This is a genomic window from Acinetobacter sp. C13 (genome assembly GCF_016809775.1).
Taxonomy (GTDB): domain Bacteria; phylum Pseudomonadota; class Gammaproteobacteria; order Pseudomonadales; family Moraxellaceae; genus Acinetobacter; species Acinetobacter pittii.
This window is the reverse complement of sequence record NZ_JAFBJL010000001.1, coordinates 201,248-225,270: the sequence shown is the minus strand read 5'-3', so window position 1 is coordinate 225,270 and position 24,023 is coordinate 201,248. Positions and strand designations below refer to the sequence as shown.

The following is a 24,023-nucleotide window of genomic DNA, read 5'->3' as shown; positions in this document are numbered from 1 at the left end:
ATAGGGCAGCCTTAACCACCCTGCGGGAAACTTTCTAACACTTCTAGCATATCGTCCTCTTCATCATCCGAAACGGTGATAGCTTGTGGAGTTTCTTCGATTCCCATGAAAGCTTCTAAAATACGACAAAGACGTTGTATTCCTATATGGGCGGGAGGGTTACTTTGCTGATACGCACTTAATGCTCTTAATCTTGGTAAATCCATTTCATCACGTACATAGTCGTAATCTTTACCCATGGTTAGCACTAAATGCGTGTAAAGCTCCTCCCAATCTATTCCCCCGAACCACCTGCAGCGTTGTCATCATTTCCTTTAAGACCAGACACCGACATTACAGCTTCCATGACTTCTGTTAGCTGATCCATATAAATCATCTCTGCAACATCATCACGTGTGATATCAGGATAATTTCGCTTAAGCGACTTAAACGCAACATCAATCACAGTGCCAACATCATCGGGCTTAAATGCTTGAAGAGCTGGCAATAACTTTTCAACCGCACCAAGTGACAATGGAGCAAATACAAATGGCTGCCCATCAATAATAATTGTAGAGCCACGCGGGTTTTCAACTTGCTTAAATTGCATTTGCTATTACTCCGATAAATCGATTTTGAAAACACGGTTAAGATCATCAGCCATAGGCTGGAATTCAAACTCAGGAATGTCGTAATCGTCCTGCTTTGAACTGAATCCAAGCTTGTTACTGGTGCAGCGGTAGAAATTCATGTGCATGAACTTGCCCTTGTAATCTCGCTGAAGATCTAAGGCAAACTCAGGTGTATAGCCCATATCTAAGTTAGATACTGTGATTGACTTACCACCTGCGACTGTCGCGGAATATCGGAAGCTAATGAATACAATCTTGCCAACATCAGCTGTAGCAAAAGTGTATGCTCCTGTAGCGTTATCAACGCTGTATTCTCCTGTTTTTGGTGCTGAGGCTACACGCTTTAGTGGAATAGCCTTCCCATCTGTAACACCTAAATCCTTAACAAATGTGCCAGCATTAGGAACTACAGGTGTAACCAATCCACCCGCCAGAATAGTTTCGCCATTAATTGTTTGGGATACTGTCTCGATTCCACCTTCAGCAACAACGCCACCGAAGAAAATAGAATTTAAAAGGGTTCCGTTAATTCGCCCAAATGATGCTTTGCCTTTAATTGAGCCTTTACCACGTGCAGCATCTACGGCGAACTGTCCACGACCAAAGAGTTCTTTTAAATCGAAACTAATATCGACTCCGACCGACTGTAATACCCCTACTTCTACAGGTGTAGGATTGCTAATCGGCTGCCCGAAAACGTCTTGAATCGGTGTAGCAAAGATCTTGCCGGCACCAAATAAATATTGAGCCATTTATTTTGACCTCTCTAAAATGACAAAACCGCCATAGAGGCGGTCATTAAATGAATGTTTTGTTAATTGGTTGTGAGGATCCGGATAGGAATAATGGCAATCGCCTGATCATCCAGCATGTTTTCTACTGCTTCATATACTTCGATTGTGCCCTCGATCCAGCAATGCTCTACCAAACCACCTAAGGTTTGATTTTCGCTAAATTCCGGATAGTCTGGCTGAATAGCTTCACGTACACGATCGATGAAAACATTCATCTGTGATGATGGTGGTTTATCTCTATCGGTCTCATGGATATAGAGATAAACCTCAGCGGCTAGTTCAACTTTTGGATCTAAACCATGTACCGGTACTTCTTGCTGATTGCCTTGTGTAATAAACATGGCTGGGCGTTGCTCTAGTGTTACATGGTTAAAGTGACGTAAACGGCGACTTACCGTAATCAATCCTTCTACGTTTGTACTTAACCGATCAAATAACGCTTGATAGATTGCTTCGCTATTCACCTGCTAAACCTCGCTCAATTGCTGCATCAATATTTTTCGGCACAATCTTGGCCACAATATCCAGTGAATCACGCATGAAGCGTAACTCTTTAAAACGAACATTCCGTGAGTGAGCCTTAATATTGACTTGAACCGGTGATATAGGTCGGCCAAAAGCTTGCTTAATTGTTCTTAAATGGGCTTTAACCCCCAAAGAACCATTTAAACCAAACTCATGTGCTGGTGCATAAGGTACTAAAGCACCACCAGCACCCACCGTTCCCTCTATCGAATCCTTATCCTCATCCACTTTAGATGAAACGGATCCACGCAAGCGGCCAGACTGTACGTTCAGCCGTTGACCACTCAACATATCTTCCTGAACAATCCGCTGTAAGCGTAAAGTAAGAGTGTTAATCGTGCGTCTTATTTCAAACCTAACGCGATTATTCATCTCATCAAAGTTGACATGCTTATCAACACGAATATCGCTCATAGTTTAATTACTCTTTAGCAGAGGCTGTCGATTTCTTTGGCTCAACCACTTCGACAAAACGCTCAAAACCTAAAGGCTTTAACATATGGATAATGTCGTCCTCAGATTCTAAAACGCCGTTATTGATATCTAGGTTTTGACCAGCAATAACAACCTTTGTTGGCTTATAGCCTTTTGGTGCCTGATATTTAAATGGCATGGGATTCTCCTATACAACAAAAACACCAACGCCTAAACGATTAGGGTTTGTGCCTTCGTCATCGATTGGAATGGAATTTTTTAACGCAAGGTAGCGCTGGCCATACATGCTGAGATCATAGAAAGCTTCTTTCGATGATCGAGAATAACTCACACTTTGGCCAGCAATTGTCATGCTTGATGCAGTACCAAAAGCAGTACCATTGCTACTTGCGGTACCAACTTTAAGAATGTGTGCTGCATATAGACCTACAGCACGTTCCTTTAATGCCCCAAACTCAATTTGAGATACAACCAGATCAGCTTCTTCTAATGCATCCTGAATTCTCTCATCTGGCAAAGACATTAAACTCGATTCAGTCGAGAACTTTTCACGAAACGTTTGTACGTCCATAGATCCACCTTATTCCTTAGCCTGATCTAACTTCGCCTGTAGCTGCTCAAGTGTTTCATCATCACTAACCGTTACTTCAAGCGCTGTTAATTCAGCTTTCACGGCGGCCAAAGCAGCTTCATCTGCTACCTTAGCAGCGTCATTGGCTGCATTGCCACCTTTGCCACCACGACCACCATTTTTACCTGCTGCTTTTGGCTCATCTTCTGAGATTTTCTGAACTTCAAGCTCACCTTTTTCAACGAGAGATTTAAAGGCTTTACCTTTAGAAATACGTGTGAGATCCGCAGCATTAACTTCCACGGTTTGACCCTGACCGACTTGAATCCCATCAAAAGAAAAAGCGGCCTGAGAGCCGCTATAAGTAATTTTTGGCATGTTTAGTTATCCTTATTCAACATCGTAGTAGCGGAGAGAATCGACACGTTTTAAATAGACACCTTCATACATATAGTGTCCTGGTGTACGCATCACATAATTGATAGGTTGAGCTGCCAAGAATTCCAGTTCATTACAACGGAAAGTAATACAGCTCGGATCACGACGATATATAATGCTGCGATCAGTACCACCTTCACCTTTACCTTCAAGCATACTTTCAGAAGTGAATGTCAGTGTTTTACCTTGCATTGCAAAGGTGTTCTTTTCCTTAATATATTCAAGGAAGGTTTTCCCTGCTGAATCGGGAACGATACGGCTAGCGAGAATAGTGAACTTATTCTCAGGCATTACGAAAGTATCAGGCTGAATACTGCTATCAAACTTAGAGGCATTTGAAGCGCCTTTAATTGCCTTATTTATATCGGCAAGAACGGCTTCAACTGTAGCTGTTGCATAATCAACCGTAGAAGAAATAACCTCTACACCAGTCTGATTATAGAAACCCTGTAACCCGGTTTCAGGCTCTCCAAACCATGCAACGTCACTCATATGGTTTTCATAAGCCAGACGAGCCGCTTCAACTTTATCAGTCGTTAATTGAATACCTGCTTTTAGGGCTGCTGCAGCTTCAAAAATACTGATTTCATAACCAATAACACCAGGCTGTACAGTAAGTTTAACTTCGTCATAAACCACTTCTGCTAAGGGCACATCGTTGCCAGTACCTGCGAAACGTTTACCACGGCCGACACCTTTCTTACGTTGTAAGACACTTGCGGATCCCACAACTGCACCTTCCAATCCTTCAATTGGCAAATATTTTGCATAAGCTTGAGCTTCAGCAAGTTGCGGTGTCATTTCATCAATTGATTCAAGCTTCAACAATAACTTGGCAAAGTTATCTAAATTAAATGCATCACCTACGGCGATCTGCACACCATGTGCAACTGCCGTTAGGCGAATTTTCATTTGTTCTAATTGTTTTGACATTGATTATGCTCCACGTAATCGAAGAATTGCTAATCCATCAGGACCAGTGATGGTTTCCCATGAGGCATTAGGAAGTTCCGTAGAATCCAATGCTGCAGAAGAAAGTGAACCTAACGGCGCTTGGACAGTAGGGTTCGCAGTACGCACATATACCTTTGCATTGATATCAATCACAGGTGCTGTAGGCTTTACCCAAATTGAGCCGATTTGCATGACAGGTGCACAGTCCTTAGCTTGATAAGCTTCTTTACCTAATACATTTTTTCCTGTTTTACCGACGTGCTGAAAAACGACTACACCAAACTTTGTATTGGTTGCTCCAGTTACCGCGCTAACTGTTTTTCCATCAGTAGACTGCACGACCACTTCACCGTCACTTACTACGCCTGTACCAGCAACTGGTAAAGATAGAATTTCTTCAGGCATGTGCAGACGTGCACGCATGCCCGGAATAGCTTGAGGGGTTAAAGACATTGTCATCTCTCCAGTTTCTTAGAAGCTTTTCTTCCAAGCTTCTTTCTTGTTGTTAGATTTAGGCTCCCCATCATCTGGCTTACCGTCACCAGCTTGAATGTTTTGTTGCTTATGAAGTGCATCACCTACTGGATTAGATGGGTGTGTACCTTTCACAGCAGACAAAGCGCGGAAAGTTGTATCGATCTGATCGGGCTTTGCATCTCCTACCGATACGCTACCCAATAAAGCAGTTACCAACGCATCACCGGCTTTAGCTGCAATTACATCGCGCTTGATTTGCTCACATGTGCAGCCTTCAGTTTTAACTGTTGGCACCAATGCTTTAGCATCGGCAATCACAGCAGCACGTTCGGTAGCAGCTTGTTCAAGTTTTTCAGGCGTCATCTGGTTCTTTTCCAGATCACCGACTTTCTGCTCAAGTGTGGTTTTATCGGTATGCAATTGATCTACAACTGCTTGAACTGCGTTTAGTTCATCACCGATTGAAAATTGCTTATCACCAACTTTAAGTTTTGCAGCCTTCAAGTTTTCCAGCTGCTCTTGCTGGATCTTTAATGCATCCGCAAAAGGCTTATTATCGCCAATGTCAAAACGCATACCGTTTACAATTACTTCCATTGTTTTCCCCTCTGGTGGAGTTTGCTTTTGGTCACCGATGCGGCAATCACCACCGCAACGGCCATATTTAACTAGCGCCATGTGGTCGCCATTAAAATTGATAAATTTAGCTTGGTATGGCGTTCCATCTGGCGCCGTACCTTGTTCAACGACTAATAGAGCTCCATAGCCAAGAGACATTTCTAATCGTTCATTACTTTGAATTAGATCAATGCTGATCTTGTCTTTAATGAGCAAATCACCCACGAGATAATCGCCTTCCTGTCGGACGTTCTCACAATAGCCAATGTGATAATCCTTCCAGTTAGATGCGTTAATTTCGTTCTTAGGTGGGTGATAGTCCGTGACATCTACACCGTTAAAACTTTTTATAGTCTCGGGCTTAAAAAGCTCATCTGCTGGCGTGTAGACATTAATGACTTGATCAGCGGTATAACCTTCCAGTGATGGAAACTCATACGCATAGTACTGACGTACTTGAGGCGCTTTAGCTAAACGAACATTTACGCATTTCAGATACCCCTCTTTGGTAAATGAGCGTGTCGATTCGCTTGGCGCAAAGTCACCAATTTTGAGTTGGTAAATGGTTTTCATAAATTGCGCTCAATAAAAAACCCACCAAATGGTGGGTTTGAAATATCAGATTTAATTTCCTGTGATGAAAAATTTCTTTATTCGTAATCTAAGGTAAATCTATGGCCTGTTTCCTTAATTATATAAACAAATCTTTGATTAGCCTCATCCATCTCCAAACCGATAGTTGCTATTTCAGTTGTTCTTTTTTGAGGGTCAGCCTCTAATATTTGATCAATATTCGTAGAAATTGCATCAAATGAGTTCTCAAATGTAATTAAAATCCTCTGAACATTCGTTATGGCTTCTACAGGCGATCCATTAGCAACAACACCAAAACCTGGTGGGTGATATTCTGTACCATCCTTTACTCTAACTGTTGTGTTGTAGCCTTTACGTCTTAAAATTTTATATTGCTCTTCTGTCAATGGTTCGCTAGTCGATTCAGACTTAAAACTAATTAGTAGATTAGGCCAATTTTCATGAATAGTTTCGATGATATCTAAATCGCACCAATCGCCATGTGAGAAAATACCAATAATGTGTGCTTGAGAGTTAGAAAAGTGGATAAACAATAAATCCGACGTTCTTTCCATATACCCATCACTTTCCACAACATTACCTAAATGAAAATGCTGGATTCTCCAATGCGATAACATATCATCATTATAATCTAGCTTTTTAAGGTTTCTGCTTTGATATTTATTTAAAGAGTTTCCTTTTTCTATATCTAAAATAATTTTTTGATAAGCACCTAAATGTTCAGCAGGTATGACTAAATTTTGAGGTTCAATCACCTCTCTCGGTTGAGCGTTAATAATTCTGTACTTATAACGTTGATATAAATGAATTGGTCCATTTGTTCCAGCCTTATAATTACCAAACTCACTAACTAATTTTTTATGACAGTAATCTTCGTAATCTTTTAAAATTTCATTTTTAATTTCCATTACCCCACCTTAATAAAATGATTAAATAAAATTTAATTACCAAGTTATTAAAATCTCATAAAGTAATTAAATTAATCAATCAAAATATCCTCATAATTAGGCAAAGCTGTGCAACGACAACGAATAGGCTGACCGGGATGCCCACCATCTGGCGGTGAATCCCATCTAAATGTCTTGCCTTGCTTATGTTGATGATCTGGCCTTACACGCTCATCTTTCGCCGTCTGCCATGTGTATGTCTCAACACCCATTGAAAGCTGTCGGGCTTGGTTAATTTGGCCGTTAATCTTGCCCATCTGATCACTAGCAATAAGACGTGCTCGGTAATCAGTAGATAAACCCAATTGCTTAATAGCTTTGGCCAACTCTTCATTTGTTTGTCCAGTCTGCAAAGCATTGGTGATTAATACTTCAAGCTTATCGGCGTATTGCTGCGGAATAGACTTAATCAAACTGACATTAGCTGTAATATTTAGATCTACTTCATCCTGAATATCAGCAGCTCGATAGAACGGCGTAAGATCCACACCAATAATTGATTTGGTATGTTCCGCTATTTGTTTATCTACTTCCTTTTGGGTATCAGTCACAACTTTTGTGGCCAACGGTCGGGAAACCTCAACAACATACTTTGTGAGCTTTTCCCTAAACGCCGTCATCATTTCAGAGAACCAAGCATCACCAATGTTCTGGCCTACTGTTGGTATAACTAGATCTTTTGTTTGATCCTGACAGTATTTAGATATAGCTAGTAATTGCCGTGTGTAATAAAGCTCTACACGGCGATTTACGTGCACGGCTCTCGGTTTAGAAGCTTTACGCCCTTTCTTTCGTTTCTTTGCTTGCTGGAGGTGTGGTTTCAGTATCTGTATTATCGTCGTCATCAGGCTTCACCATTGTCTCAAGCTCTTTGATATGTTCTTCATCAATCACTGAATAAACACCGTCAATAACAAGCTGTCTTGCTATCTGTGGCTCTGTAATGACACCCATTTGAAGATATTTATCGTCACGTTCTGCGTTAGCTTTCTCAACCTCGGCACGAACCTTAGCGTCTAACTGCCATAGTGGATTGAACACAACGTCCAGAGTTGGAATCTGACGACCAAATGTAGTTTGAACAATCACTCCTAGAAGCCTTAACATGAATGGTTTTAATGACCATGTTTGCTTAGTTGCGATACTGTCATAATAGTTGCGTGTGTCATGTTCGCCTGTTGCATTCATTCCCGCTGGTGATTGACCGAATAAAACCGTATATGGCATTTCGGCAGCTCCAGAAGTTTGTATCGAATATTCACGCATAAGGTCAGGTAAGCCACCAAAGCTATAAGATTTAGAGTCGTACTCCTCCTCTTTATCCAAAACGATCATGCCGTTTAGACCTTTAAGCAACCCAACACTAAGAAAACGTTCTGCTACACCTTTTAGATCCTCTTTGATCTTATCAACCAAATGCGGAGTTTTAATAACATCAATTTTTGATTCATGGACTAGACTAGCAGTGGCTTTCTTAACTGCTGCATGATCAAGTAGATCCTCATAGACTTCCTGTAAGACACTTACAGGCTCTTCATTGACCACGTCAGCATGACCAAATTTAATTAAGCGAGTGTGGTGGATCCGTTGGTTAGACTTTCCATCGAGCTTAAGCTTGTAAAATTCAGGTTGCTTTAAAAGACCGCCTGCTTCATTTGGTGGTAAGTACTTTGAAGTATCAGCTTCAATCTGCTTTTTCTTGAGTACCGTAAAAAACTCTAAACGACCAACACCCAACTTGTTTAAGTCAAACGGTTGATCTAAGTTGCCGCCGTCCACAGTTCCTAGAAGCACATAGCAAACGCCATATAAGCGAGAAAGGACCAAACTAGATAAGAGCACCCCATCTAAGTTAAAAGCCTTACAAGCCTCTTTAAGCTTCAATAAATCGTTATCCTGAACACCTTCATAAAACCAACCAGCTCGGAGCATGTCACTTGCTGGGCGGTTGACAATACGCTTAGCTAACCAGTGTTGATACACCGCTTCTAACTGCTCATCAGGAATTACTTTCTTAACGAAAGATCCGTGAGAAGCTTTGTCACGTTCGGTACCAATATTTGAGACAAAGTTTGTATACGCCCCTGCATCGCCAATTGCATCGGACTTTTTATCTTCAGCCATAATTTCCTCTAATCAAATACAGTTGGCTTTTTAGCTAATGAATCATTAATCGCATCAATGGTCGGGTCCCACTGGTCGTCATGATCATGTGACCAATCCGCTGTGAGGCCTTCGATTTCTTCAACATAGTTCAATAACCATGGTGCGTTTGCAGGTAACCAAACGCGCTGATCTTCAACATAAAGAATGACGTCCATTGTCCGTGACAACTTGTCTTCATCCCGCTGAATTGCCCGAATAGGTAATGTCGTTTCCCTAGAAATAGATTGAATTAATCCGGTACCACTCGCCTTATCTTCTACGGCCATATAGCGCAATTTGCCGATTTTGGTATTGCTATCCTTGTGCTTATTGATAAAGGCCTTAGCTTCTTTCAATAGTTCAGGTGCTTCCCATTTCCCGCGCTTCACATCAATGATATAAAGGTTATTGTCATAGCCTAGACCAGCACATAAGAACACCGAGAAGTCATTATGCTTTTTGACCTTCTGAGCAGTATCGGCCCATACAGCCCGCCACTTAAGAACTGGTAACTCTAGATAACGTGGGAACCATTCAGCCTTAACAAGATCACCACCTAGCTTTTTAGGGGCCTGCTGATATTGGCTTGCAAACGTGTAACGCGATACCGTTGCGCCGTCTTTATCCTGTCCGCCTTGTTCGAGTTGCAATAGCGATTGCAATGATTCTTTTAATGGCCAATAGCTTTGACGGCCTTTCGCATCTCGCTCAACATTACGTGGAATTTTGCTTTGTATTTTTTCAGGCAACTTACTGACGTACTCATCATCGATAAGCGCGGGAATACTGATCTGTTCCCATTCACCAGGCACATTACCTGTCATCACAAAGTTAGTCGGATCTTCAACGTGCAAACGCTGCATGATCAGAATAATTGGCGTATCAGATTTAGCTTTACGTGAGTTGACCGTATTTAAGATCTTACGGTTAGCTTTGCGTCTTGCTGTTTGGCTAAATGCATCCTCAGGCTTTAATGGGTCATCAAGAATGATTGCACCGGTAAAGCCTTCATCCGCTAATGTACCGGCACGGCGACCTGTGACCTGACCACCCATCGATGCAGAATAAACATGACCTGCTTCATATCCATCAACTGTAGTTTTCCAACTAGACTTAGCGTCCGTACTGGTAGAAATCTTTACAGGCCATAGATTCTGAAAGTCTTCAGACTTAACAATATTTCTTGCTGTTGCCGATACATCCTCAACAAGTGACTGTGAGAAAGACAAATACAAAAAGCGTGATCGAGCATTACGCGCTATGCCACGGGCAATAAGGTTTGTAAGTAATTCAGTTTTACCGCTTCCGGGTGGAACGTTAATAACTAAGTTTTTAACCTTGCCAGCAATTACCTCGTCAATCTTGTCAGCAATATATTCATGATGCCAATTGACCGAAAACTTAAAGCCCATACGGGGCAAGAAAAAAGCACGTGTAAAAAATAAATGTTCTTTCTCACATTTGATCCGCTTAGCTTTGCTTTTAACAGGATCAATATTCGTTCTCGAGTTCATCTATCGCCTGCCTTACCTGCTCATCGGTAGCAGTCACATAGGTAATATTTTCGCTTTGTAATGGACCACCGCCACCGCCTGTAATTTCCTTGCGATTGGTATAAAGTCCACCAACCTCTTTTGCTGCCTGCTCCAATAAGCTCGGCACTAATACGGGGTTGTCTTTGAATTGTTCATGATCGATGAAGCGTTGTAGGCGCTTGAGGCGGTATGCAATGTTTGCGATAGGAATAGCGCTAATATTGTCATTCATTTCCTTGCGCACTCTGTAGAATTCAGTTTTAAATTCTTCGCTTAAGTCCTGTCCTGTTTTCTTTGTTGGATCGTAAGCTTCACATTGCTGTTTAGTGACGGTAATACCAAATTCTTCTTGGACGCCCTTTGCTGTTTCGCTGGGTGTCTCATAGGTAGCAAGTGACCGTACTATATAGAGTTTTACCCGTTTATTAAGCCTTGCCATTTCTCTCTATCCGTCCAAGTACGTCCAAGTAGAGTGGCAAAAAAATTTAAACCACCTTTAAGTAACAAGTGCCACATGTGTAATGAACATCAGCGCGTGACAGCTCTGGTCTTGTATTTGCTGCCTCAACCATTCTTTTGACATCCTCACTTGCTCCATAACGACGAACAACACCTGTAAACTCTTCAACGTCATGTCCTTGAATTGCTAACTTAGGCATACCCGTTTCTCTGTTATATGAAGGTGTTCCCCATTGATCTTTCTTATGGGCGATATGGTAAAGCTCATGCTCAACCAAAGCGCAAAAATTCACATCACTAGCTATGCGTGAATATGAGGCATCAAAAGTAATTAAGTATTCAGGTAAATAATTGAACCACTGGATGTATTGTTCTTCTTGCCGTTCTTTCTTCCAGCCACCAGCATTGATCATGACTTTCTCTGTAGTACCAATAACCTGACGACCTTGCTTTTTAAATCCAGATCTAGCCCACATCACTGCAATATCGGGATACCGAAATGAACGTAAATGCATATGATCAGGATTAAATAATTTTGATTTTGGATCTAGAAATACTTTACCTATCCATTCCCACATTTCTGGAGCTGGAGCAAAGTTTGGTGTATTTATTTCAAAAAGCCATTCTGGTGGTTTTGGACGAACTGGAACATGAAAACCGACTTCATTTTTCATAAATTATATCCATTAAAAAAGCTGCCATTTGGCAGCTTATATTTAACCTCTAGCTTCACGACTAGATTCATCTTCTGGAACTCTATATCGCCAATATCGATCTGGTTTTACCCAAACAACATCATATATAGTTGGTTTTTTAAAGGCATTTAATAAGGGCGTGGCAATAACCAAATTCCCATCTGCATTTTCTTTAAGAAAATCAAAATAGAAGTTCTTAACCAAGTAATCTACTACATCATCTTGATAGAGACATCCTTCAGTACATAGTTTAGCTAACATCCAATCAACTACTTGGTTAATATCTACTTTTTTTCTTGATCTTCATCCTCACTTGTAACCAACTCAAGGCTTTCTTCTGGAAATTCTCCCCATTCTAATTTTTTACCAGCAAACCATTGGCATCTATAAATTCCTTCAAAATTTTTATGGTAGTCTAAAGAAATACTTTTAACAGCCATATCTGGACCATTTACATTTAATTTAACCTTATCACCAATCTTATATTTAGGTGTTCTTGCTGTAGTCATTTTTAAGTCTCTTTTCTAATGAAATTAATATATTGAGACAATAAAAATATTTTCAACTTTAAAAATAAAAAGCCCCGCCAATAATCGATATTTAGCGGGGCCATTTGCGCCGATACGTCCGGCAAACGAAAAACTAATTTTTAGGTGTTCTTAAGATTTCTAAAACCTTTTTAGACATTTCGTGAAGATCTGAGCCTTGAGGTAACCAGAATTGATATTGAATATTGTCGCGGTTAAAAATCTGCTTGTAGTACTCAGTTTTAAATGATGGATCAATTTCAGAGGCTTTAAGTAATCGCCCCTCTTTTTCTATCTTTTGGCCGTCAAGCTCACCACCAACACAGATATTCATTTTAAGTACCAGTTTTTAATTAGTCTGGACTATAGCACAAAACAAAAAAGCCCACCTTTCGGAGAGCTTTTTAATTTGATCTAATGCCTAAAGACAATACGACCATTCTATAAATACTTTACTTCAGTTCCCAAAATAATGGAATAGGAAATTTTCATTGATTACGGCGAACACATTTCAATCAGTTTGGTAACTGATTCTAGTACAGTGACACCAGCTGGCAATAACTCAATAAAAGTATTAATCCTACCCTTATTCGGGTTACCGCTTTGTACTTCTTCCTCAATTTTGCCTAGAACCTTATTAGACATATTTAGATCAGAATCATCCAATCCCAAATCCAGCAAATCACTCTTGATTTGATTTAAAACCTGTCTGTAATCATTGGTTGTGTAGTTAATAGTGTTTACTGAGTTATCTGTACTATTTTGATAATATCGCGCATTTCCAGAAACCGAAATAGTATTAACAGTGCTAGCTGCTCTAGGATTAGGTTCTGCATTTACATTAACAACATCCATTTGATAATGTGGCGCAATAGCTGTTAGGCCTTGACAGTAGTTCGGTTCAATAACTTTATATCTCTCTACAAGTCCATTAGGAATGATTCTTTCTACAATGAATCCAATTTGAACTGGATAAGTTGCACGAAAAGTAATAATTTTTTTACCCTGTTGAACGCTGGCTTTTTCTTTTTCAGCAACAAGATTACCATCTAAATCATATACGTTAATTGTGTCACGCATTAAGCTACCAAACCCCATATGTATACCTTATTATAAAGTTTAAAAATCATCACAATCATAAGATATAAAAAGAAAAAAGCCCATTAATTGCAGGCCATTTACTCAAATTTATTTTACCTATATTTAAGCAATTTCTTTCAATCTACTTCTATATTCCCCAACCCCGTTTTCTATTTCCCAACGTGCATTTACTAATGCTACTTCCATAAGCTTTTCGTAGTCCTTCCATGTTTTTCGATATGCGTCATAAGTTAAATGATGAGCTGCAATACCCGCGTAATACAATCGGCCTTTACTTGTGAAAACTTCATTTAGATTTGGGTCAATTTCAAAATCAAGAACAAGACGAGCTATCAACTCAGCCAACTTTTCTAAACCAATAATATTAGGCTTCTGGTTTTTCTCTTCAGCTGCTCGAATCATGATATTAGCTAAATGCTCTTGTACATATAAATATTCAATCTGCGCCTTATGCCCCCATACATAAACAGATGCAAGCGCCTTAGCTAATTGAGTTTCAATATTTTCAAATGCAGCACAACGCACTTCCCATGCTGCAACATCATCGGTGCTACTAGAACATACTTGTTCATAATTTGGTGTCTTGGCACGCATGTGCTGACCTAGCCATTCAATATTACTTATTTTTTCAATTGTCTTCATTTTCATCCCACCAATTGCTCAATTTGTTTAATCGCCACACCTGCTTTAACTTGCTGAGTACTGAACCTCAAAACTGTAAACCCCATCATTGCCGCTTCGTTGTATTTCTCCATGTCTCCTAGATAACCTTTGGCTCTTGTATGACGGCCTCCGCTCCAGATCCCGCCTTCGACCTCTACCAAAATCTTTTTTCCCGTTATTAAAAAATCCGCCCGCCACTTACGTTTTGGATGGAATTTATATTCCTGCTCAAAATCAATCTTGCAGGCTTTAAGATGAGTTGCTAACAAAACCTCCCCTACACTTGGTTCTCGTTTTTGCTTTGCTGAACGGCGCTTTTTATTTTTCTGAATAGGAAATAATTCACGATATTCAGCAAGGCTCATTGATGTCATGCAGCCCCCTTTCCAGTGAAACCAACTTGAATGAGATAGGGCATCAATTTTTGTTGTTGCGCAGGATCTGCGAGTTTTACGGCGATACGTGCTGCAAGTTGTTCATAGCTTTCGTTACCTTCAGCGTATTTGCTTGCAAACTCAGGATGTACAGAAAGTTTTTGAGCAAATGAGTAAATCTGTTTTGAACTAAGAGTGTTTGATTCTCCCTGCGGGACTCGAACCTGTGTTCCAGAATTTGGTTTTTTAGATTGTTCACGTGCTTGGTATTTTCCACATGCGTTGATTAACCAATCTGCAAAGTGGTAATTCATGAGTTCATCACAAAGATTTTTCTCGGCGTTGTAGAGTTCAAATGCTCTTAGCTCACGATCGAACCAAGTCGCGTTTTTGATTTGCTCGTAAGTTTCCTGATCAGTTGCCAAAAGAATTTCTTCACCAAGTTTTTTCAAACTCAACCATGTTTTTTTATTTTTAGATTCTTCTGATAGATTCTTTGGAAGATTCCGTGTCCCATCGTTGGGACTGTTTAACGGAATTGTTGGGACTGTTTCATGGAATTGTTGGAACTGTTCCGTTGTTGGAACTGTTCCGTTGTTGGTACTGTTTGAATCATCATTTTCCGTATCAAAGAGTACCGTTGTTGGTACGGTTTCTCGGCCCTTAACTCCGATTAAAAGATATACTTTTACTTGCTTTGTTCTGCCTTCACGCTTGCCAGTATCGACAATAAATCCATCCTCAATTAACTCATCAATAATTTTTAAAACTGTCTTACGGTCCATTTCTGTATCTTCCACAAGACGAGCAACACTTGGATAGCATTCATGAGTTTCGCCAGCTCTATCAGCCAACGAAAGAAGAACTAATTTTTTAAGTGGTTTTAATGCACCACCCACCTTTTGTTTTTGACGGGTTTTCCAAGCCCATACAGTAGCGTCTAAGCTCATAGATCCCCCACTTGTCCGCAATGGTCACAGTGATCAAATTCATATGGGTTGTATTGCCATACGATTTTTCCGCAATTTGGGCAGTTAAAACGAGACTTTGGATTTTCTACACAGCGTTTAGCTTTCTTAAGATGAGCTGGCATTTTTAAGCCTGCTCCTTGTGTCATAGTGCGAGGGTTATATTTATTAAAATCAAACGTACGGCGTTTAGCTTCATTGGCCAGTCTAAAAGGAATAACAATAAAACCGCTTGAATCCGTGCTCTTAAGGAAAGCTTTAGCGACCTCATAATCCATTTTGTAAGCACGTTCAAAATCAGTTAAAGGCTGAACATACATCGTCAACCAAAAAACATCATTCCCATCCCATTTATTTTCTTGGTATGCGACGTACAAATCATTTAAATCAGCGCAAGATGTTTCTTTAGGTATGTACTGACAATCAACTTTCCAAATAGTCAAGGCATCAACATGTTCTGCTGAAATTGGACGATCATATGTACGACCAGTGTTCCATTCTTTTTGAGCTTCTTCATGGTTGTAAACATGAGCTTTATTAATATCGGTTGCATAACCTTTGCCATCGATACAATGAAAACTTACATTTGATCCCACATTGTCGCGGAAGCAAGCAAGATAAAATCTTTCTTTCATGCTTCACCGCCTTCATTCATCTGAATGAAAGTGCTACCTAAGTACCGAATTCGTTTAGCTCGATACAAACTTGAAATGATTTGACCTGCATGGAAAAGTGGCATTCTGTGCTGATCTGAAAGTGCTTGCATAAACTCATCACGTTTTACCGCTGCATTTTTTTCTTCGCGGTTTTGGTTTCTCAAGTTCTCTCTACGCTTTTCAAGTAAATCGTCCAAGGTTTTTAGAGCTGGCTCATACCAAGACTGAATGATTTGCTGCCGCTTCTGTTCTTGCAGATTGTCTTTAGACGATTGATTTGATAAATTAGTTTGCATATTCGATTCCTCTAGCCAGTAATTGAATTGAAAAGCCTGATCTCGACCATCAGGCTTTTTCATTTCCTAATTCCGCTGTACATTTTTTCATTTGCTTTAGTGCTGCTTGATCAACGGCGGTGATAAGCTCAATAAGGTTTTGCGTTAGATGGTGAATTTCTTCATATTCCATCGGCGTAATAATTCCGTCTTCATATGCTTCATATACGACCCGATTCGCCTTACCGTTTTTAATGTTGTGCTGCATCATTGCTTCAAAAATTGATAACTCATGATGCTTAGAGCTGCTGCATCCAACTGGAACTAAAGCAAAGCCCAGCTCATGAGCCCAAACCTTTAGCAATGCAGGGTTTTGTGTAAAAAAAATCATTGCCTCAAGCTTTTTTAAGCTCGGTAAATAGGCCGGCATGTTCTGATTGCCGTAATTACAAACCGTGTTATGTGAGTCACCTATTGCTTGAGCAATTTCTTTTGCTGAGCAATTAGGTGTTTTATTTACCATTTGCCAAAGTGCTATTTGTGCATCCCGGCTTAAAGTCATTTCTTGCATTGTGAAATCCTTCATTTCCTTCACATTTATTTTTTGAACTATTTGATTGATACTTTGCTTATGGTTATTCCTAGGCGGTTAATACATTTAGGTCTGCTCTAAGCTTCCCATTGGTTTGAACTTGTAAAACAGCTTGAGTTCTAACTGGTATTCCGTTGTTCTCCCATTTCCATAGAGTTACAGTTGAATATCCAGTTTTTTTAGATAACTCTTTTTTGTTTTTACATTCGTGATAATTCATTAAGTCACTAAGATTCATACTTGCACCAAGTTAACTATAGTTAATAGTTGGAATTTAACACTTGTTAACCATAGTTTCAATACTGTGTATTAACATTAGTTAATGTTTTTGGAATTTTTGTTATGTCTTTACACCAGCGCATTAAGCAGAAATTAGATGAGAAAAAGCTAAAAGCTGCTGACCTAGCACGTGCAACTAAGAAGTCACCAGTTGCTGCTAAAAAGTGGCTTGATGGTGTAAGTGTTCCAACAGCTGACAATTTAAAAGTTATTGCAAAGTTCTTAGATGTTTCTGATGATTGGTTGTTATATGGTGGAAAAGAAGAACCAAAAATAGATAATAATGTCTCTAAGAAAGTAGCTACATTAGCTCCTGTACTTTCATGGGTTCAGGCGGGTTTATTTACTAATGTGCAATCTGTAGACCTATCCCAAGTTGAAGAATGGCTTCCTCTTCCTGACGAATGTTCCAATTGTTTTTACCTAAAAGTTCAAGGTGTTAGTAATCAACCTGACTTTTTAGAAGGTGATTACATTCTTGTTGATCCCGATGTTTACTACAGTGACATGCAATCTGGCGATATGGTTGTAGTGCGAAGATTTGAAGATGCAACTTTTAAAAAACTTGTTATCGAGACAGATGGTTCTCGCTTTCTACAAGCCTTAAATCCAAAATTCGAACCAAATATAATTCCTTTAGATGAACACTGTCATTTTGTGGGCCAAGTAGTTGACTGCATGCGATATACATACAGAGCAAAAAGAAGATCAAGACCATCTTGATAATTATTATTAAGTAACTCAAATCACTCAACCCACCCCAAGGTGGGTTTTCTTTTAGTTAATAAAAATCAAATTATGGTTAATAAAAATGATTAACTATTGTTAACTTTTCTATTGACTAAAAAATTAACCATAGTTAATATTTATCTCGTAGACAACAAAAAAGCACATCGACTCTTCTACCTTCCGATGTGCTTTGCAAACTGCGAGATCAATTATGAATGCAAAAGCAATTCCACACAAGCATAAGGTAGCAGGCCTTACAGCAATTACTGTACTTGTAGCCCTTGGTTCTTGTGAATACCGTACCGCTAACTCTAGCGTCCCTTCTAATTACTCATATGAAAGCAAACAAGTAGTTGCTTCTGAATACGAGCTTTTAGGTGCTAAGCAGACTGGTGAAAAAACTGGTGTAGCTGTTATACGCATTGACGGCTTTAAATTAAACGTAAGCTTTGATTTTAACGGTATTGCAGATAGCTACGGTGTAGCTGGATCTGACTTTACAGCAGCTGAAATTACCAACCTTTCTATTGAATCAGTAACAGACCTAAGCGGCAAGCCTTGGAACGACTTCACTAATCGCGATGACCATAAAAATATAAATATTTTGTTGGTGGGCTACATCGATCGTAACCATTGGATCGAGGAGGCTTAATCATGTCTAACGTCAAAAAGCACCCTGACGGCTATAAGTCTTATTTAGGTCTTGACCGTTTAACAAGCCTCTATTCCGTTCGAATTGGCTGGCAAGTGTATGCATCTAATGCTAATGGCTCAGTTCTGTACAAAATCATCAAAGAAGTTAAGACACCTTTAGATGTTGAGAAGTTCAAAACTGAATATTCGAAAGTTTGGGATGTACTCACTCAAGAAATTGATTTTCAACGTAGAAAGCAGCTCGCTATAAAGCTACTTGAATCAAATATCTCTTCACAGGACCGTAAAAACTATAAGCGTTCTCGCGGCTTCACTGGCTCAAGATAAGGATAATAAAAATGGCACTTGCAAATATTGTTCATGCAAATGAACCGATCCATGTAGAAACAATTGTTGCTTACTACTATGCAGATCCTGACATAGGTAAGTCTTCTTTAGCCTTTACGGCAAAAGACACCATTTTGTTTGACTTCGATAAAGGTGTTCACCGTGTAGGGGCTTTACGTCGCGGAACGGCGGTACAAGTACAAAAATGGACTGATGTATCTAACGTAACTGAAGAGGATCTTAAACCTTATAATACTGTTGCCTTCGATACAGTTGGCACCATGCTGGATTGCGTTAAAATCTATTATCAAGGTATTCAAGGAAATACCCAGCGTGATGGAAACCTGACTTTAAAAGCTCAGGGTTATGCAGGGAATGATTTTATTGGGTTAATTAATCGTATTCGTAGTTATGGCAAAGACATCATTTTTATTGGTCATGCTGAAGAACAACGTAACGATGATTTGTTAATTCACCGCCCTTCTATGAGTGGTAAAAATCGTGATGTGCTTTACCGCATATCAGACATCATGGCTTATCTAACTTATGAAAAAGCTACAGATGGGCAAATTGTCCGTGTTCTAAAGTTCAAAGCATCAAACTCGCATCATGCCAAAAACTCAGGAAATCTTGGTGCTGAAACAAGTGGAAATATAGTTTTACCCGATCTTTACCATGCCCCTACTTTCTTCGGTGATTTGATCGAGCAAGCAAAAAGACATCTTAACACTATGACTCCTGCTCAGTTGCAAACGATGAAAGCAATTGAAGAGCGAGATCAGTTCTTTTCAGAATGCGATCAAATTAACTATGTATCTGAGCTAAATACATTGATTGAACAGCTCGACAAAAATCATCCTCATTATAAGGAAATGCGTAAGCACTTCATTAATAGAGCTAAAAGCTTGGGCTTCGTATTTGACCCTGAAAAAAACAAATACATGGATCCTAATTCTATTCCAGTGGATTTAATCACCGAAGCTGATCGTGATCAATTACAGGTGTTTATTGATACCTGTGGTTTAGATGTTAAGTCGGTCTGTGAATATTTCGGCATCGATGCACTTACACAAATAGAAGCCGCAAAGCTAGAAAACGTTAAACAAGAAATTGAAACCTTAGCCAAAAATGAAATAGCAGCATTTGAAATTAATGATCTTGAAAATGAGTCATCAAAAGATCCTGTTGAGCAAACTGAAATCTTGGATGAGTCATATCAAAAAACTCTAGACACCCTACTTCAACGAGTTAGTGAATCTAAAACCACAGTAGAAGTAAATGCTGTTTATCGCTATACCCGTGGCTGGTCTGATCAACAAATGGAACCTCTCTTAAAGGCGATTACTACTCGTTTAGCGTTACTTGTGAATGAAAATCCTGAATGTGTATTGGAGGGGCAATCTTAATGTCGAAACAGATTACTCCAGAGTTTCTTTTCGAACAAAAGCTGCTACCCCAGCAGCTTTTCGAGAAGTTCATAGTGTTCAACGTTAATGCAGGTTATCGCGGACGAGGTACGCCTCACGGTGTAAACCTGATTAAAGGGAATAAAGCCACCCTCTTCTTGACAGATAAAGGTGAGATGAACAAAGCAGCTCAAGAGCGCTACAAGTTAATGCTTTTGAAGTATTTCAAAGAAGGCCGCTCAGCAATGGATGAGCTGAATCATGAAGTTAAACGAATATATAAAGCGGTGGCGTGATGGAAGTAAGAATTAAGTCCGTAAATGGCTCAAGTCCATTACCAGAAAATCTACAAATGAATGTTGTTTATAAAGCTGTTCGCGTAGATGCCAAACGAATGAAAGTTACTTGTGATGATGGCCAAGTGATTACAACAAACATTTCTAAATCAGGCTATTTAGGCGATTGGGGTGAATGGGAAATAGTTTCGGAGGATAAAGCATGATTGATTTAAAAACTAAACAAGCTTTCTGGGCAGAACAATTACCTTTCTTTAAAGAAAAATATTGGCTTCCAAATCATTTAGAAGTCCTTGAATTTGACTTGATTGATGGGTGTTTTGAAATAGCGAATGGTGTCAAAACCGAACTAAGTGAAGAGGACATTTTAGAAATATACCATCGCGTAAATACTGGCTGGGCGATGTGGATAAAAGCAGTTACTTTTATGAAAGCCCAAGCTCAAGCGGTGCCAACTTGGATCTGTGTTGAAGATGAAGAGCCAACTACAGACACAATGGTACTTATTTGTTGGTCAGTTGCGCCCGATATTCAACCAGAAATTGACTACATGACCTGTGATGACGACTTAAATCATATTTGGGCAAACTTTGACAGTGATCCACCAACACACTGGATGCATTTTCATAAAGTGCCAAGCGAATCGGGAGCTGAGGGATGAAAGAAGCGCTCTACGGAACAAATATTTTATGGTTTTTAGCTTTTTAAATTGCAGTGTTTTGGTGAGGTAATCTAAATGAAATGTATTGATAAACAAGCCGAGATTGATAAATTCAACGCCGCTAATGATGATGAAGAATTTTCACCCGAATCTCTTGCGGCCATACTTGATGTTTCGACATCTTGGTTGCAGAAAAAGCGTTGTGAAGGTGGTGGTATTCCATTTGCAAAAGTTCACTATCGAAAAATTATTTATAAAAAAGCTGATGTTTTAGCTTATATTGAACGACGACGTATACAATCAACATCACAAATGGCGGTTTAACCGCCTTTTTTATTGTAATATTTTAGTAGGCAAACAATAGGCTAAAAACCAATAATAATAGGCAAATTCGAAGAAATAGGCAGATAGTAGGCAAATAAAATATATTATCGTATCATGACAGGTGTTTTAGTATTATTTCAGATATTATTATTAAAATACAAATACTTGAAAACACTTTTCATATGATTTCAAATAGTCTAATATCGTTTCATGTTGCTATAAAATCATTTTTACCCGAGAACTCATCGGGTTCAGGGTAACGACACATGCAGCGGCATCTTCGGAGCATTTATTTTTAATTAAATAATAAAATTTCAAATATTTATTTTAATTTGCCTTTCAATACAGACCTGTCGGTACGATCTTTTTCTCAAGCATTCAATAAGCATGACATTATTATTTTAGAGATGAATAAGTCTTTGCATTCAAAATTACTTTTCTTTTCTACTCAGGCATTCTTGATACCAAGCTGTTTGAAAATCTTCTATCGCTTTTCTTTTAAAGAAGCTGGTCTTGAATACTTTGGTTGAGTAAGCAGAAGTAATTAAATCTTGATAAAGTTTTTTTGCCTTTGGATCTTCAAGACTATTCGCTATATGCTGCAAGTCTTCAGATGGGACTTTTTGTTGACGCGCTTCCATGACAGTATAAGAAACTTTCTTTACCACATTACAAATTTCGGGGTCATTTACACTTTCATCGGCATAACAGCCAAAAGCTAAAAAACCAAGAAAAAATAATTTAAATTTCATATACCTACCTTATTTTTATAGCTTTAAATTAATTAAAGAATTTTATTATTAATAAAGAAATAGGAAATTGATCCCTATTTCTTTTAAAGGTTTTTATGCTGGATTAATCACATAAAAATAAATAATTAGACCTACTAAAACGGTTGAAGCGATCGTTAAATATGTACCGACCGTATTAAAACTCTGTAAGAATTTCAAGATTTCCATATCGAGAACCCCCAATTAGCAGTTATAAACAAAACAAAATTAAACTTACCACAACTCAATATCGCCAAACAATTCACATTTTTTGCATTTTTTGAGAATTAAAACATCAATGAATTTATTAATTACACCTAATAGCAAAGGCATCTTTGTAGTAATCAGTCGCACTTTTCAAATCCGATAATAATTTCTCTTCGGTATAAGGTTTAGGCGAAATTTTTATTAAGGCAGGCATATATTGGGTTTTATAAACTTCTGGATAGTCATGACATAAGATTTTGACTTTAACTACTTGCGGTGTATTCGGGTTATCTAGTTGATCTAAAAACTCTCCTATTTTACGATCTGATTCTTCAAATTGAGCTTTATAATCAACTTCCGCCGCTTCAGGTTCGGCTTGTTTCGTACATCCACCAAGTAGCAGACCAGCACTTACTGTAATGGTTAAAATTTTCAACTTCATACGCTTAACAATTCTGCATTAATCTTTTAAATATACTTAACCTTATTAAATGTAAAGAAATACTGACAATACGTAAAGAAATAGAATTTTTAATAGTTAAACACAATAGATCAGATCAATTTATGACTTTTGGTCTAACGAATTTAAGTTATTTTCGAATTACCCTTCTATTTCCATAAAGCTGTCGAAAAATAGGTATAATTTTGCACGACTGATCTTTAATCTTAGTTAGATTTATACATGAATGAACTCAGCTTTATTAGAAAAAATTTAAGATCTAAAAGACGTTCTTTAAGTTCATTTGAGCAAAAACAAGCTCAGCTTAATGTTCTTCATCATTTAAATACCCTGCCTATTTTTCATTCTTCCAAAAAAATTGGTTTATATTTGCATGCCTTTGGAGAAGTTCACACAGAGCTTCTCATAGAATTATGTTTTAAAAAGAATAAGCAAGTTTATTTACCGATGATTTGTTCTATGAACCAACGTTTAGTCTGGGTAAGAATATCTAAAAACCAATATGTAAATCGACGTTTTTCTCATCATCCATTGGGTATGAAAGAACCCATGGCAACAAGAGGAAAACATGTATCAAAACTTGATTTACTGTTAATGCCACTTTTAGCTTGTGATCAATACGGTACGCGTATTGGCATGGGAGGCGGCTATTATGACCGTACATTGGCTAGTGCAAAACATAAGCCTTATCGTTTAGGAATGGCTCATCAATTTCAATTTATTGGACATACTTTAAAACGTCAAAGTTGGGATCAACCCTTAGATGCTTTACTCACCCCTCAACATATTTATTATTTTAAAAGATAATATTTATAGAAAATTAAAATTAGTCTTAAGTTTTTAGTGCCCCTAAAATCATAAAAGTAACCACCCTAAGGATGGTTACTTCTACGTGACAGACCGATTTACCAACTTATAGTAACACGGCTATTTAATGTTCAATATTAAATAAGTTT

39 protein-coding genes and 1 pseudogene are annotated in these 24,023 nt (G+C 38.7%); 9 read left to right on the top strand and 31 right to left on the bottom strand.

Going from position 1 to position 24,023, the window contains the following annotated elements:
* Positions 1-11 precede the first annotated feature (11 nt).
* The 28 genes from JGE69_RS01120 to JGE69_RS00985 form a co-directional block, all read right to left on the bottom strand.
* Positions 12-239: a hypothetical protein gene (locus JGE69_RS01120; protein ID WP_171457874.1), complete on the bottom strand. Its 228-nt coding sequence runs from the start codon at positions 237-239 to the stop codon at positions 12-14.
* 35 nt (positions 240-274) lie between these two features.
* Entirely contained in the window at positions 275-589 is a 315-nt protein-coding gene (locus tag JGE69_RS01115; RefSeq protein WP_199111925.1) for a hypothetical protein, read from the bottom strand.
* Positions 590-595: 6 nt separating this feature from the next.
* Complete coding sequence (locus JGE69_RS01110; protein ID WP_013198709.1) at positions 596-1,363, bottom strand: hypothetical protein; 768 nt, start codon at positions 1,361-1,363, stop codon at positions 596-598.
* A 62-nt stretch (positions 1,364-1,425) separates the two neighbouring features.
* Complete coding sequence (locus tag JGE69_RS01105) at positions 1,426-1,869, bottom strand: hypothetical protein (protein ID WP_199111923.1); 444 nt, start codon at positions 1,867-1,869, stop codon at positions 1,426-1,428.
* Positions 1,862-2,344 (bottom strand): hypothetical protein, encoded by a 483-nt coding sequence (locus JGE69_RS01100; RefSeq protein WP_199111921.1) that lies wholly within the window; start codon positions 2,342-2,344, stop codon positions 1,862-1,864. The genes JGE69_RS01105 and JGE69_RS01100 overlap by 8 nt, the downstream gene beginning before the upstream one ends.
* A 7-nt stretch (positions 2,345-2,351) precedes the next feature.
* Positions 2,352-2,543 carry a hypothetical protein gene (locus tag JGE69_RS01095; RefSeq protein ID WP_199111919.1) on the bottom strand — a complete coding sequence of 64 codons (192 nt, stop codon included), beginning with the start codon at positions 2,541-2,543 and terminating at the stop codon, positions 2,352-2,354.
* Positions 2,544-2,552: 9 nt separating this feature from the next.
* Positions 2,553-2,936, bottom strand: coding sequence for a DUF4054 domain-containing protein (locus tag JGE69_RS01090; protein ID WP_199111917.1), 384 nt, complete (start codon positions 2,934-2,936; stop codon positions 2,553-2,555).
* A 9-nt stretch (positions 2,937-2,945) separates the two neighbouring features.
* Positions 2,946-3,314, bottom strand: coding sequence for a hypothetical protein (locus JGE69_RS01085; protein ID WP_199111915.1), 369 nt, complete (start codon positions 3,312-3,314; stop codon positions 2,946-2,948).
* 12 nt (positions 3,315-3,326) lie between these two features.
* The gene (locus JGE69_RS01080) at positions 3,327-4,307 is read right to left on the bottom strand and encodes a major capsid family protein (RefSeq protein WP_199111913.1); all 981 of its coding nucleotides are present in this window, start codon (positions 4,305-4,307) and stop codon (positions 3,327-3,329) included.
* A gap of 3 nt (positions 4,308-4,310) precedes the next feature.
* Positions 4,311-4,781, bottom strand: coding sequence for a hypothetical protein (locus tag JGE69_RS01075; RefSeq protein ID WP_199111911.1), 471 nt, complete (start codon positions 4,779-4,781; stop codon positions 4,311-4,313).
* 18 nt (positions 4,782-4,799) lie between these two features.
* Complete coding sequence (locus JGE69_RS01070) at positions 4,800-5,996, bottom strand: DUF2213 domain-containing protein (protein ID WP_199111909.1); 1,197 nt, start codon at positions 5,994-5,996, stop codon at positions 4,800-4,802.
* A 77-nt stretch (positions 5,997-6,073) separates the two neighbouring features.
* Positions 6,074-6,925 (bottom strand): hypothetical protein, encoded by an 852-nt coding sequence (locus tag JGE69_RS01065; RefSeq protein ID WP_004834300.1) that lies wholly within the window; start codon positions 6,923-6,925, stop codon positions 6,074-6,076.
* Positions 6,926-6,996: 71 nt separating this feature from the next.
* Positions 6,997-7,809, bottom strand: coding sequence for a phage minor head protein (locus JGE69_RS01060; protein ID WP_199111907.1), 813 nt, complete (start codon positions 7,807-7,809; stop codon positions 6,997-6,999).
* Positions 7,742-9,088, bottom strand: coding sequence for a DUF1073 domain-containing protein (locus JGE69_RS01055; protein WP_199111905.1), 1,347 nt, complete (start codon positions 9,086-9,088; stop codon positions 7,742-7,744). The genes JGE69_RS01060 and JGE69_RS01055 overlap by 68 nt, the downstream gene beginning before the upstream one ends.
* Positions 9,089-9,096: 8 nt before the next feature.
* On the bottom strand, positions 9,097-10,623 hold the full coding sequence (gene terL / locus JGE69_RS01050; RefSeq protein WP_199111903.1) for a phage terminase large subunit: 1,527 nt from the start codon (positions 10,621-10,623) through the stop codon (positions 9,097-9,099).
* Positions 10,601-11,083, bottom strand: a complete 483-nt coding sequence (locus JGE69_RS01045) for a DUF2280 domain-containing protein (protein ID WP_199111901.1) — start codon at positions 11,081-11,083, stop codon at positions 10,601-10,603. The genes terL and JGE69_RS01045 overlap by 23 nt, the downstream gene beginning before the upstream one ends.
* Positions 11,084-11,129: 46 nt before the next feature.
* Positions 11,130-11,777 carry a putative metallopeptidase gene (locus JGE69_RS01040; protein WP_199111899.1) on the bottom strand — a complete coding sequence of 216 codons (648 nt, stop codon included), beginning with the start codon at positions 11,775-11,777 and terminating at the stop codon, positions 11,130-11,132.
* A 42-nt stretch (positions 11,778-11,819) separates the two neighbouring features.
* Positions 11,820-12,080: a DUF6953 family protein gene (locus JGE69_RS01035; RefSeq protein WP_413784468.1), complete on the bottom strand. Its 261-nt coding sequence runs from the start codon at positions 12,078-12,080 to the stop codon at positions 11,820-11,822.
* A gap of 2 nt (positions 12,081-12,082) precedes the next feature.
* Positions 12,083-12,307 (bottom strand): DUF2158 domain-containing protein, encoded by a 225-nt coding sequence (locus JGE69_RS01030; RefSeq protein ID WP_199111895.1) that lies wholly within the window; start codon positions 12,305-12,307, stop codon positions 12,083-12,085.
* A gap of 133 nt (positions 12,308-12,440) precedes the next feature.
* Positions 12,441-12,659 carry a hypothetical protein gene (locus JGE69_RS01025; RefSeq protein ID WP_199111893.1) on the bottom strand — a complete coding sequence of 73 codons (219 nt, stop codon included), beginning with the start codon at positions 12,657-12,659 and terminating at the stop codon, positions 12,441-12,443.
* Between the two features lie 161 nt (positions 12,660-12,820).
* Positions 12,821-13,423, bottom strand: coding sequence for a hypothetical protein (locus JGE69_RS01020; protein WP_199111891.1), 603 nt, complete (start codon positions 13,421-13,423; stop codon positions 12,821-12,823).
* A 105-nt stretch (positions 13,424-13,528) separates the two neighbouring features.
* On the bottom strand, positions 13,529-14,068 hold the full coding sequence (locus JGE69_RS01015) for a hypothetical protein (protein ID WP_227602346.1): 540 nt from the start codon (positions 14,066-14,068) through the stop codon (positions 13,529-13,531).
* Positions 14,069-14,070: 2 nt separating this feature from the next.
* Entirely contained in the window at positions 14,071-14,463 is a 393-nt protein-coding gene (locus JGE69_RS01010) for a DUF559 domain-containing protein (protein WP_199111888.1), read from the bottom strand.
* Positions 14,460-15,413: a helix-turn-helix domain-containing protein gene (locus JGE69_RS01005; RefSeq protein WP_199111886.1), complete on the bottom strand. Its 954-nt coding sequence runs from the start codon at positions 15,411-15,413 to the stop codon at positions 14,460-14,462. The genes JGE69_RS01010 and JGE69_RS01005 overlap by 4 nt, the downstream gene beginning before the upstream one ends.
* Positions 15,410-16,066: a hypothetical protein gene (locus tag JGE69_RS01000; protein ID WP_199111884.1), complete on the bottom strand. Its 657-nt coding sequence runs from the start codon at positions 16,064-16,066 to the stop codon at positions 15,410-15,412. Before JGE69_RS01000 ends, JGE69_RS01005 begins: the two co-directional genes overlap by 4 nt.
* Entirely contained in the window at positions 16,063-16,383 is a 321-nt protein-coding gene (locus JGE69_RS00995; protein WP_199113200.1) for a hypothetical protein, read from the bottom strand. Before JGE69_RS00995 ends, JGE69_RS01000 begins: the two co-directional genes overlap by 4 nt.
* A gap of 49 nt (positions 16,384-16,432) precedes the next feature.
* On the bottom strand, positions 16,433-16,933 hold the full coding sequence (locus JGE69_RS00990) for a phage regulatory CII family protein (protein WP_199111882.1): 501 nt from the start codon (positions 16,931-16,933) through the stop codon (positions 16,433-16,435).
* A 70-nt stretch (positions 16,934-17,003) separates the two neighbouring features.
* Complete coding sequence (locus JGE69_RS00985; RefSeq protein ID WP_140948380.1) at positions 17,004-17,192, bottom strand: hypothetical protein; 189 nt, start codon at positions 17,190-17,192, stop codon at positions 17,004-17,006.
* A 104-nt stretch (positions 17,193-17,296) separates the two neighbouring features.
* Here JGE69_RS00985 and JGE69_RS00980 point away from each other — a divergent pair, with 104 nt between their 5' ends.
* From JGE69_RS00980 to JGE69_RS00945, 8 genes and pseudogenes are all read left to right on the top strand, one after another.
* Positions 17,297-17,956 (top strand): LexA family protein, encoded by a 660-nt coding sequence (locus JGE69_RS00980; RefSeq protein ID WP_199111880.1) that lies wholly within the window; start codon positions 17,297-17,299, stop codon positions 17,954-17,956.
* Positions 17,957-18,173: 217 nt separating this feature from the next.
* Positions 18,174-18,614, top strand: a complete 441-nt coding sequence (locus JGE69_RS00975) for a hypothetical protein (RefSeq protein ID WP_199111878.1) — start codon at positions 18,174-18,176, stop codon at positions 18,612-18,614.
* A 2-nt stretch (positions 18,615-18,616) separates the two neighbouring features.
* A complete protein-coding gene (locus JGE69_RS00970) occupies positions 18,617-18,943 on the top strand; it encodes a hypothetical protein (protein ID WP_199111876.1) in 327 nt (108 codons plus the stop codon).
* Positions 18,944-18,954: 11 nt separating this feature from the next.
* A pseudogene (locus JGE69_RS00965) lies at positions 18,955-20,085 on the top strand (ATP-binding protein); the annotation flags it as partial.
* A gap of 263 nt (positions 20,086-20,348) precedes the next feature.
* On the top strand, positions 20,349-20,645 hold the full coding sequence (locus tag JGE69_RS00960; protein ID WP_199111874.1) for a hypothetical protein: 297 nt from the start codon (positions 20,349-20,351) through the stop codon (positions 20,643-20,645).
* Positions 20,645-20,851, top strand: coding sequence for a hypothetical protein (locus JGE69_RS00955; protein ID WP_199111873.1), 207 nt, complete (start codon positions 20,645-20,647; stop codon positions 20,849-20,851). Before JGE69_RS00960 ends, JGE69_RS00955 begins: the two co-directional genes overlap by 1 nt.
* Complete coding sequence (locus JGE69_RS00950) at positions 20,848-21,306, top strand: DUF551 domain-containing protein (protein ID WP_199111871.1); 459 nt, start codon at positions 20,848-20,850, stop codon at positions 21,304-21,306. Before JGE69_RS00955 ends, JGE69_RS00950 begins: the two co-directional genes overlap by 4 nt.
* A 75-nt stretch (positions 21,307-21,381) precedes the next feature.
* Positions 21,382-21,630 (top strand): helix-turn-helix domain-containing protein, encoded by a 249-nt coding sequence (locus JGE69_RS00945; RefSeq protein WP_199111869.1) that lies wholly within the window; start codon positions 21,382-21,384, stop codon positions 21,628-21,630.
* 431 nt (positions 21,631-22,061) lie between these two features.
* Here JGE69_RS00945 and JGE69_RS00940 read toward each other — a convergent pair whose 3' ends face one another.
* The 3 genes from JGE69_RS00940 to JGE69_RS00930 all read right to left on the bottom strand — a co-directional run bounded on the left by JGE69_RS00940 (position 22,062) and on the right by JGE69_RS00930 (position 23,049).
* On the bottom strand, positions 22,062-22,382 hold the full coding sequence (locus JGE69_RS00940) for a hypothetical protein (RefSeq protein WP_199111868.1): 321 nt from the start codon (positions 22,380-22,382) through the stop codon (positions 22,062-22,064).
* A 93-nt stretch (positions 22,383-22,475) separates the two neighbouring features.
* Positions 22,476-22,589: a hypothetical protein gene (locus tag JGE69_RS00935; RefSeq protein ID WP_002117788.1), complete on the bottom strand. Its 114-nt coding sequence runs from the start codon at positions 22,587-22,589 to the stop codon at positions 22,476-22,478.
* Positions 22,590-22,707: 118 nt separating this feature from the next.
* Positions 22,708-23,049: a hypothetical protein gene (locus tag JGE69_RS00930; RefSeq protein ID WP_199111866.1), complete on the bottom strand. Its 342-nt coding sequence runs from the start codon at positions 23,047-23,049 to the stop codon at positions 22,708-22,710.
* Between the two features lie 240 nt (positions 23,050-23,289).
* Here JGE69_RS00930 and JGE69_RS00925 point away from each other — a divergent pair, with 240 nt between their 5' ends.
* On the top strand, positions 23,290-23,874 hold the full coding sequence (locus JGE69_RS00925; RefSeq protein WP_199111864.1) for a 5-formyltetrahydrofolate cyclo-ligase: 585 nt from the start codon (positions 23,290-23,292) through the stop codon (positions 23,872-23,874).
* The last annotated feature ends 149 nt before the right edge of the window (positions 23,875-24,023 follow it).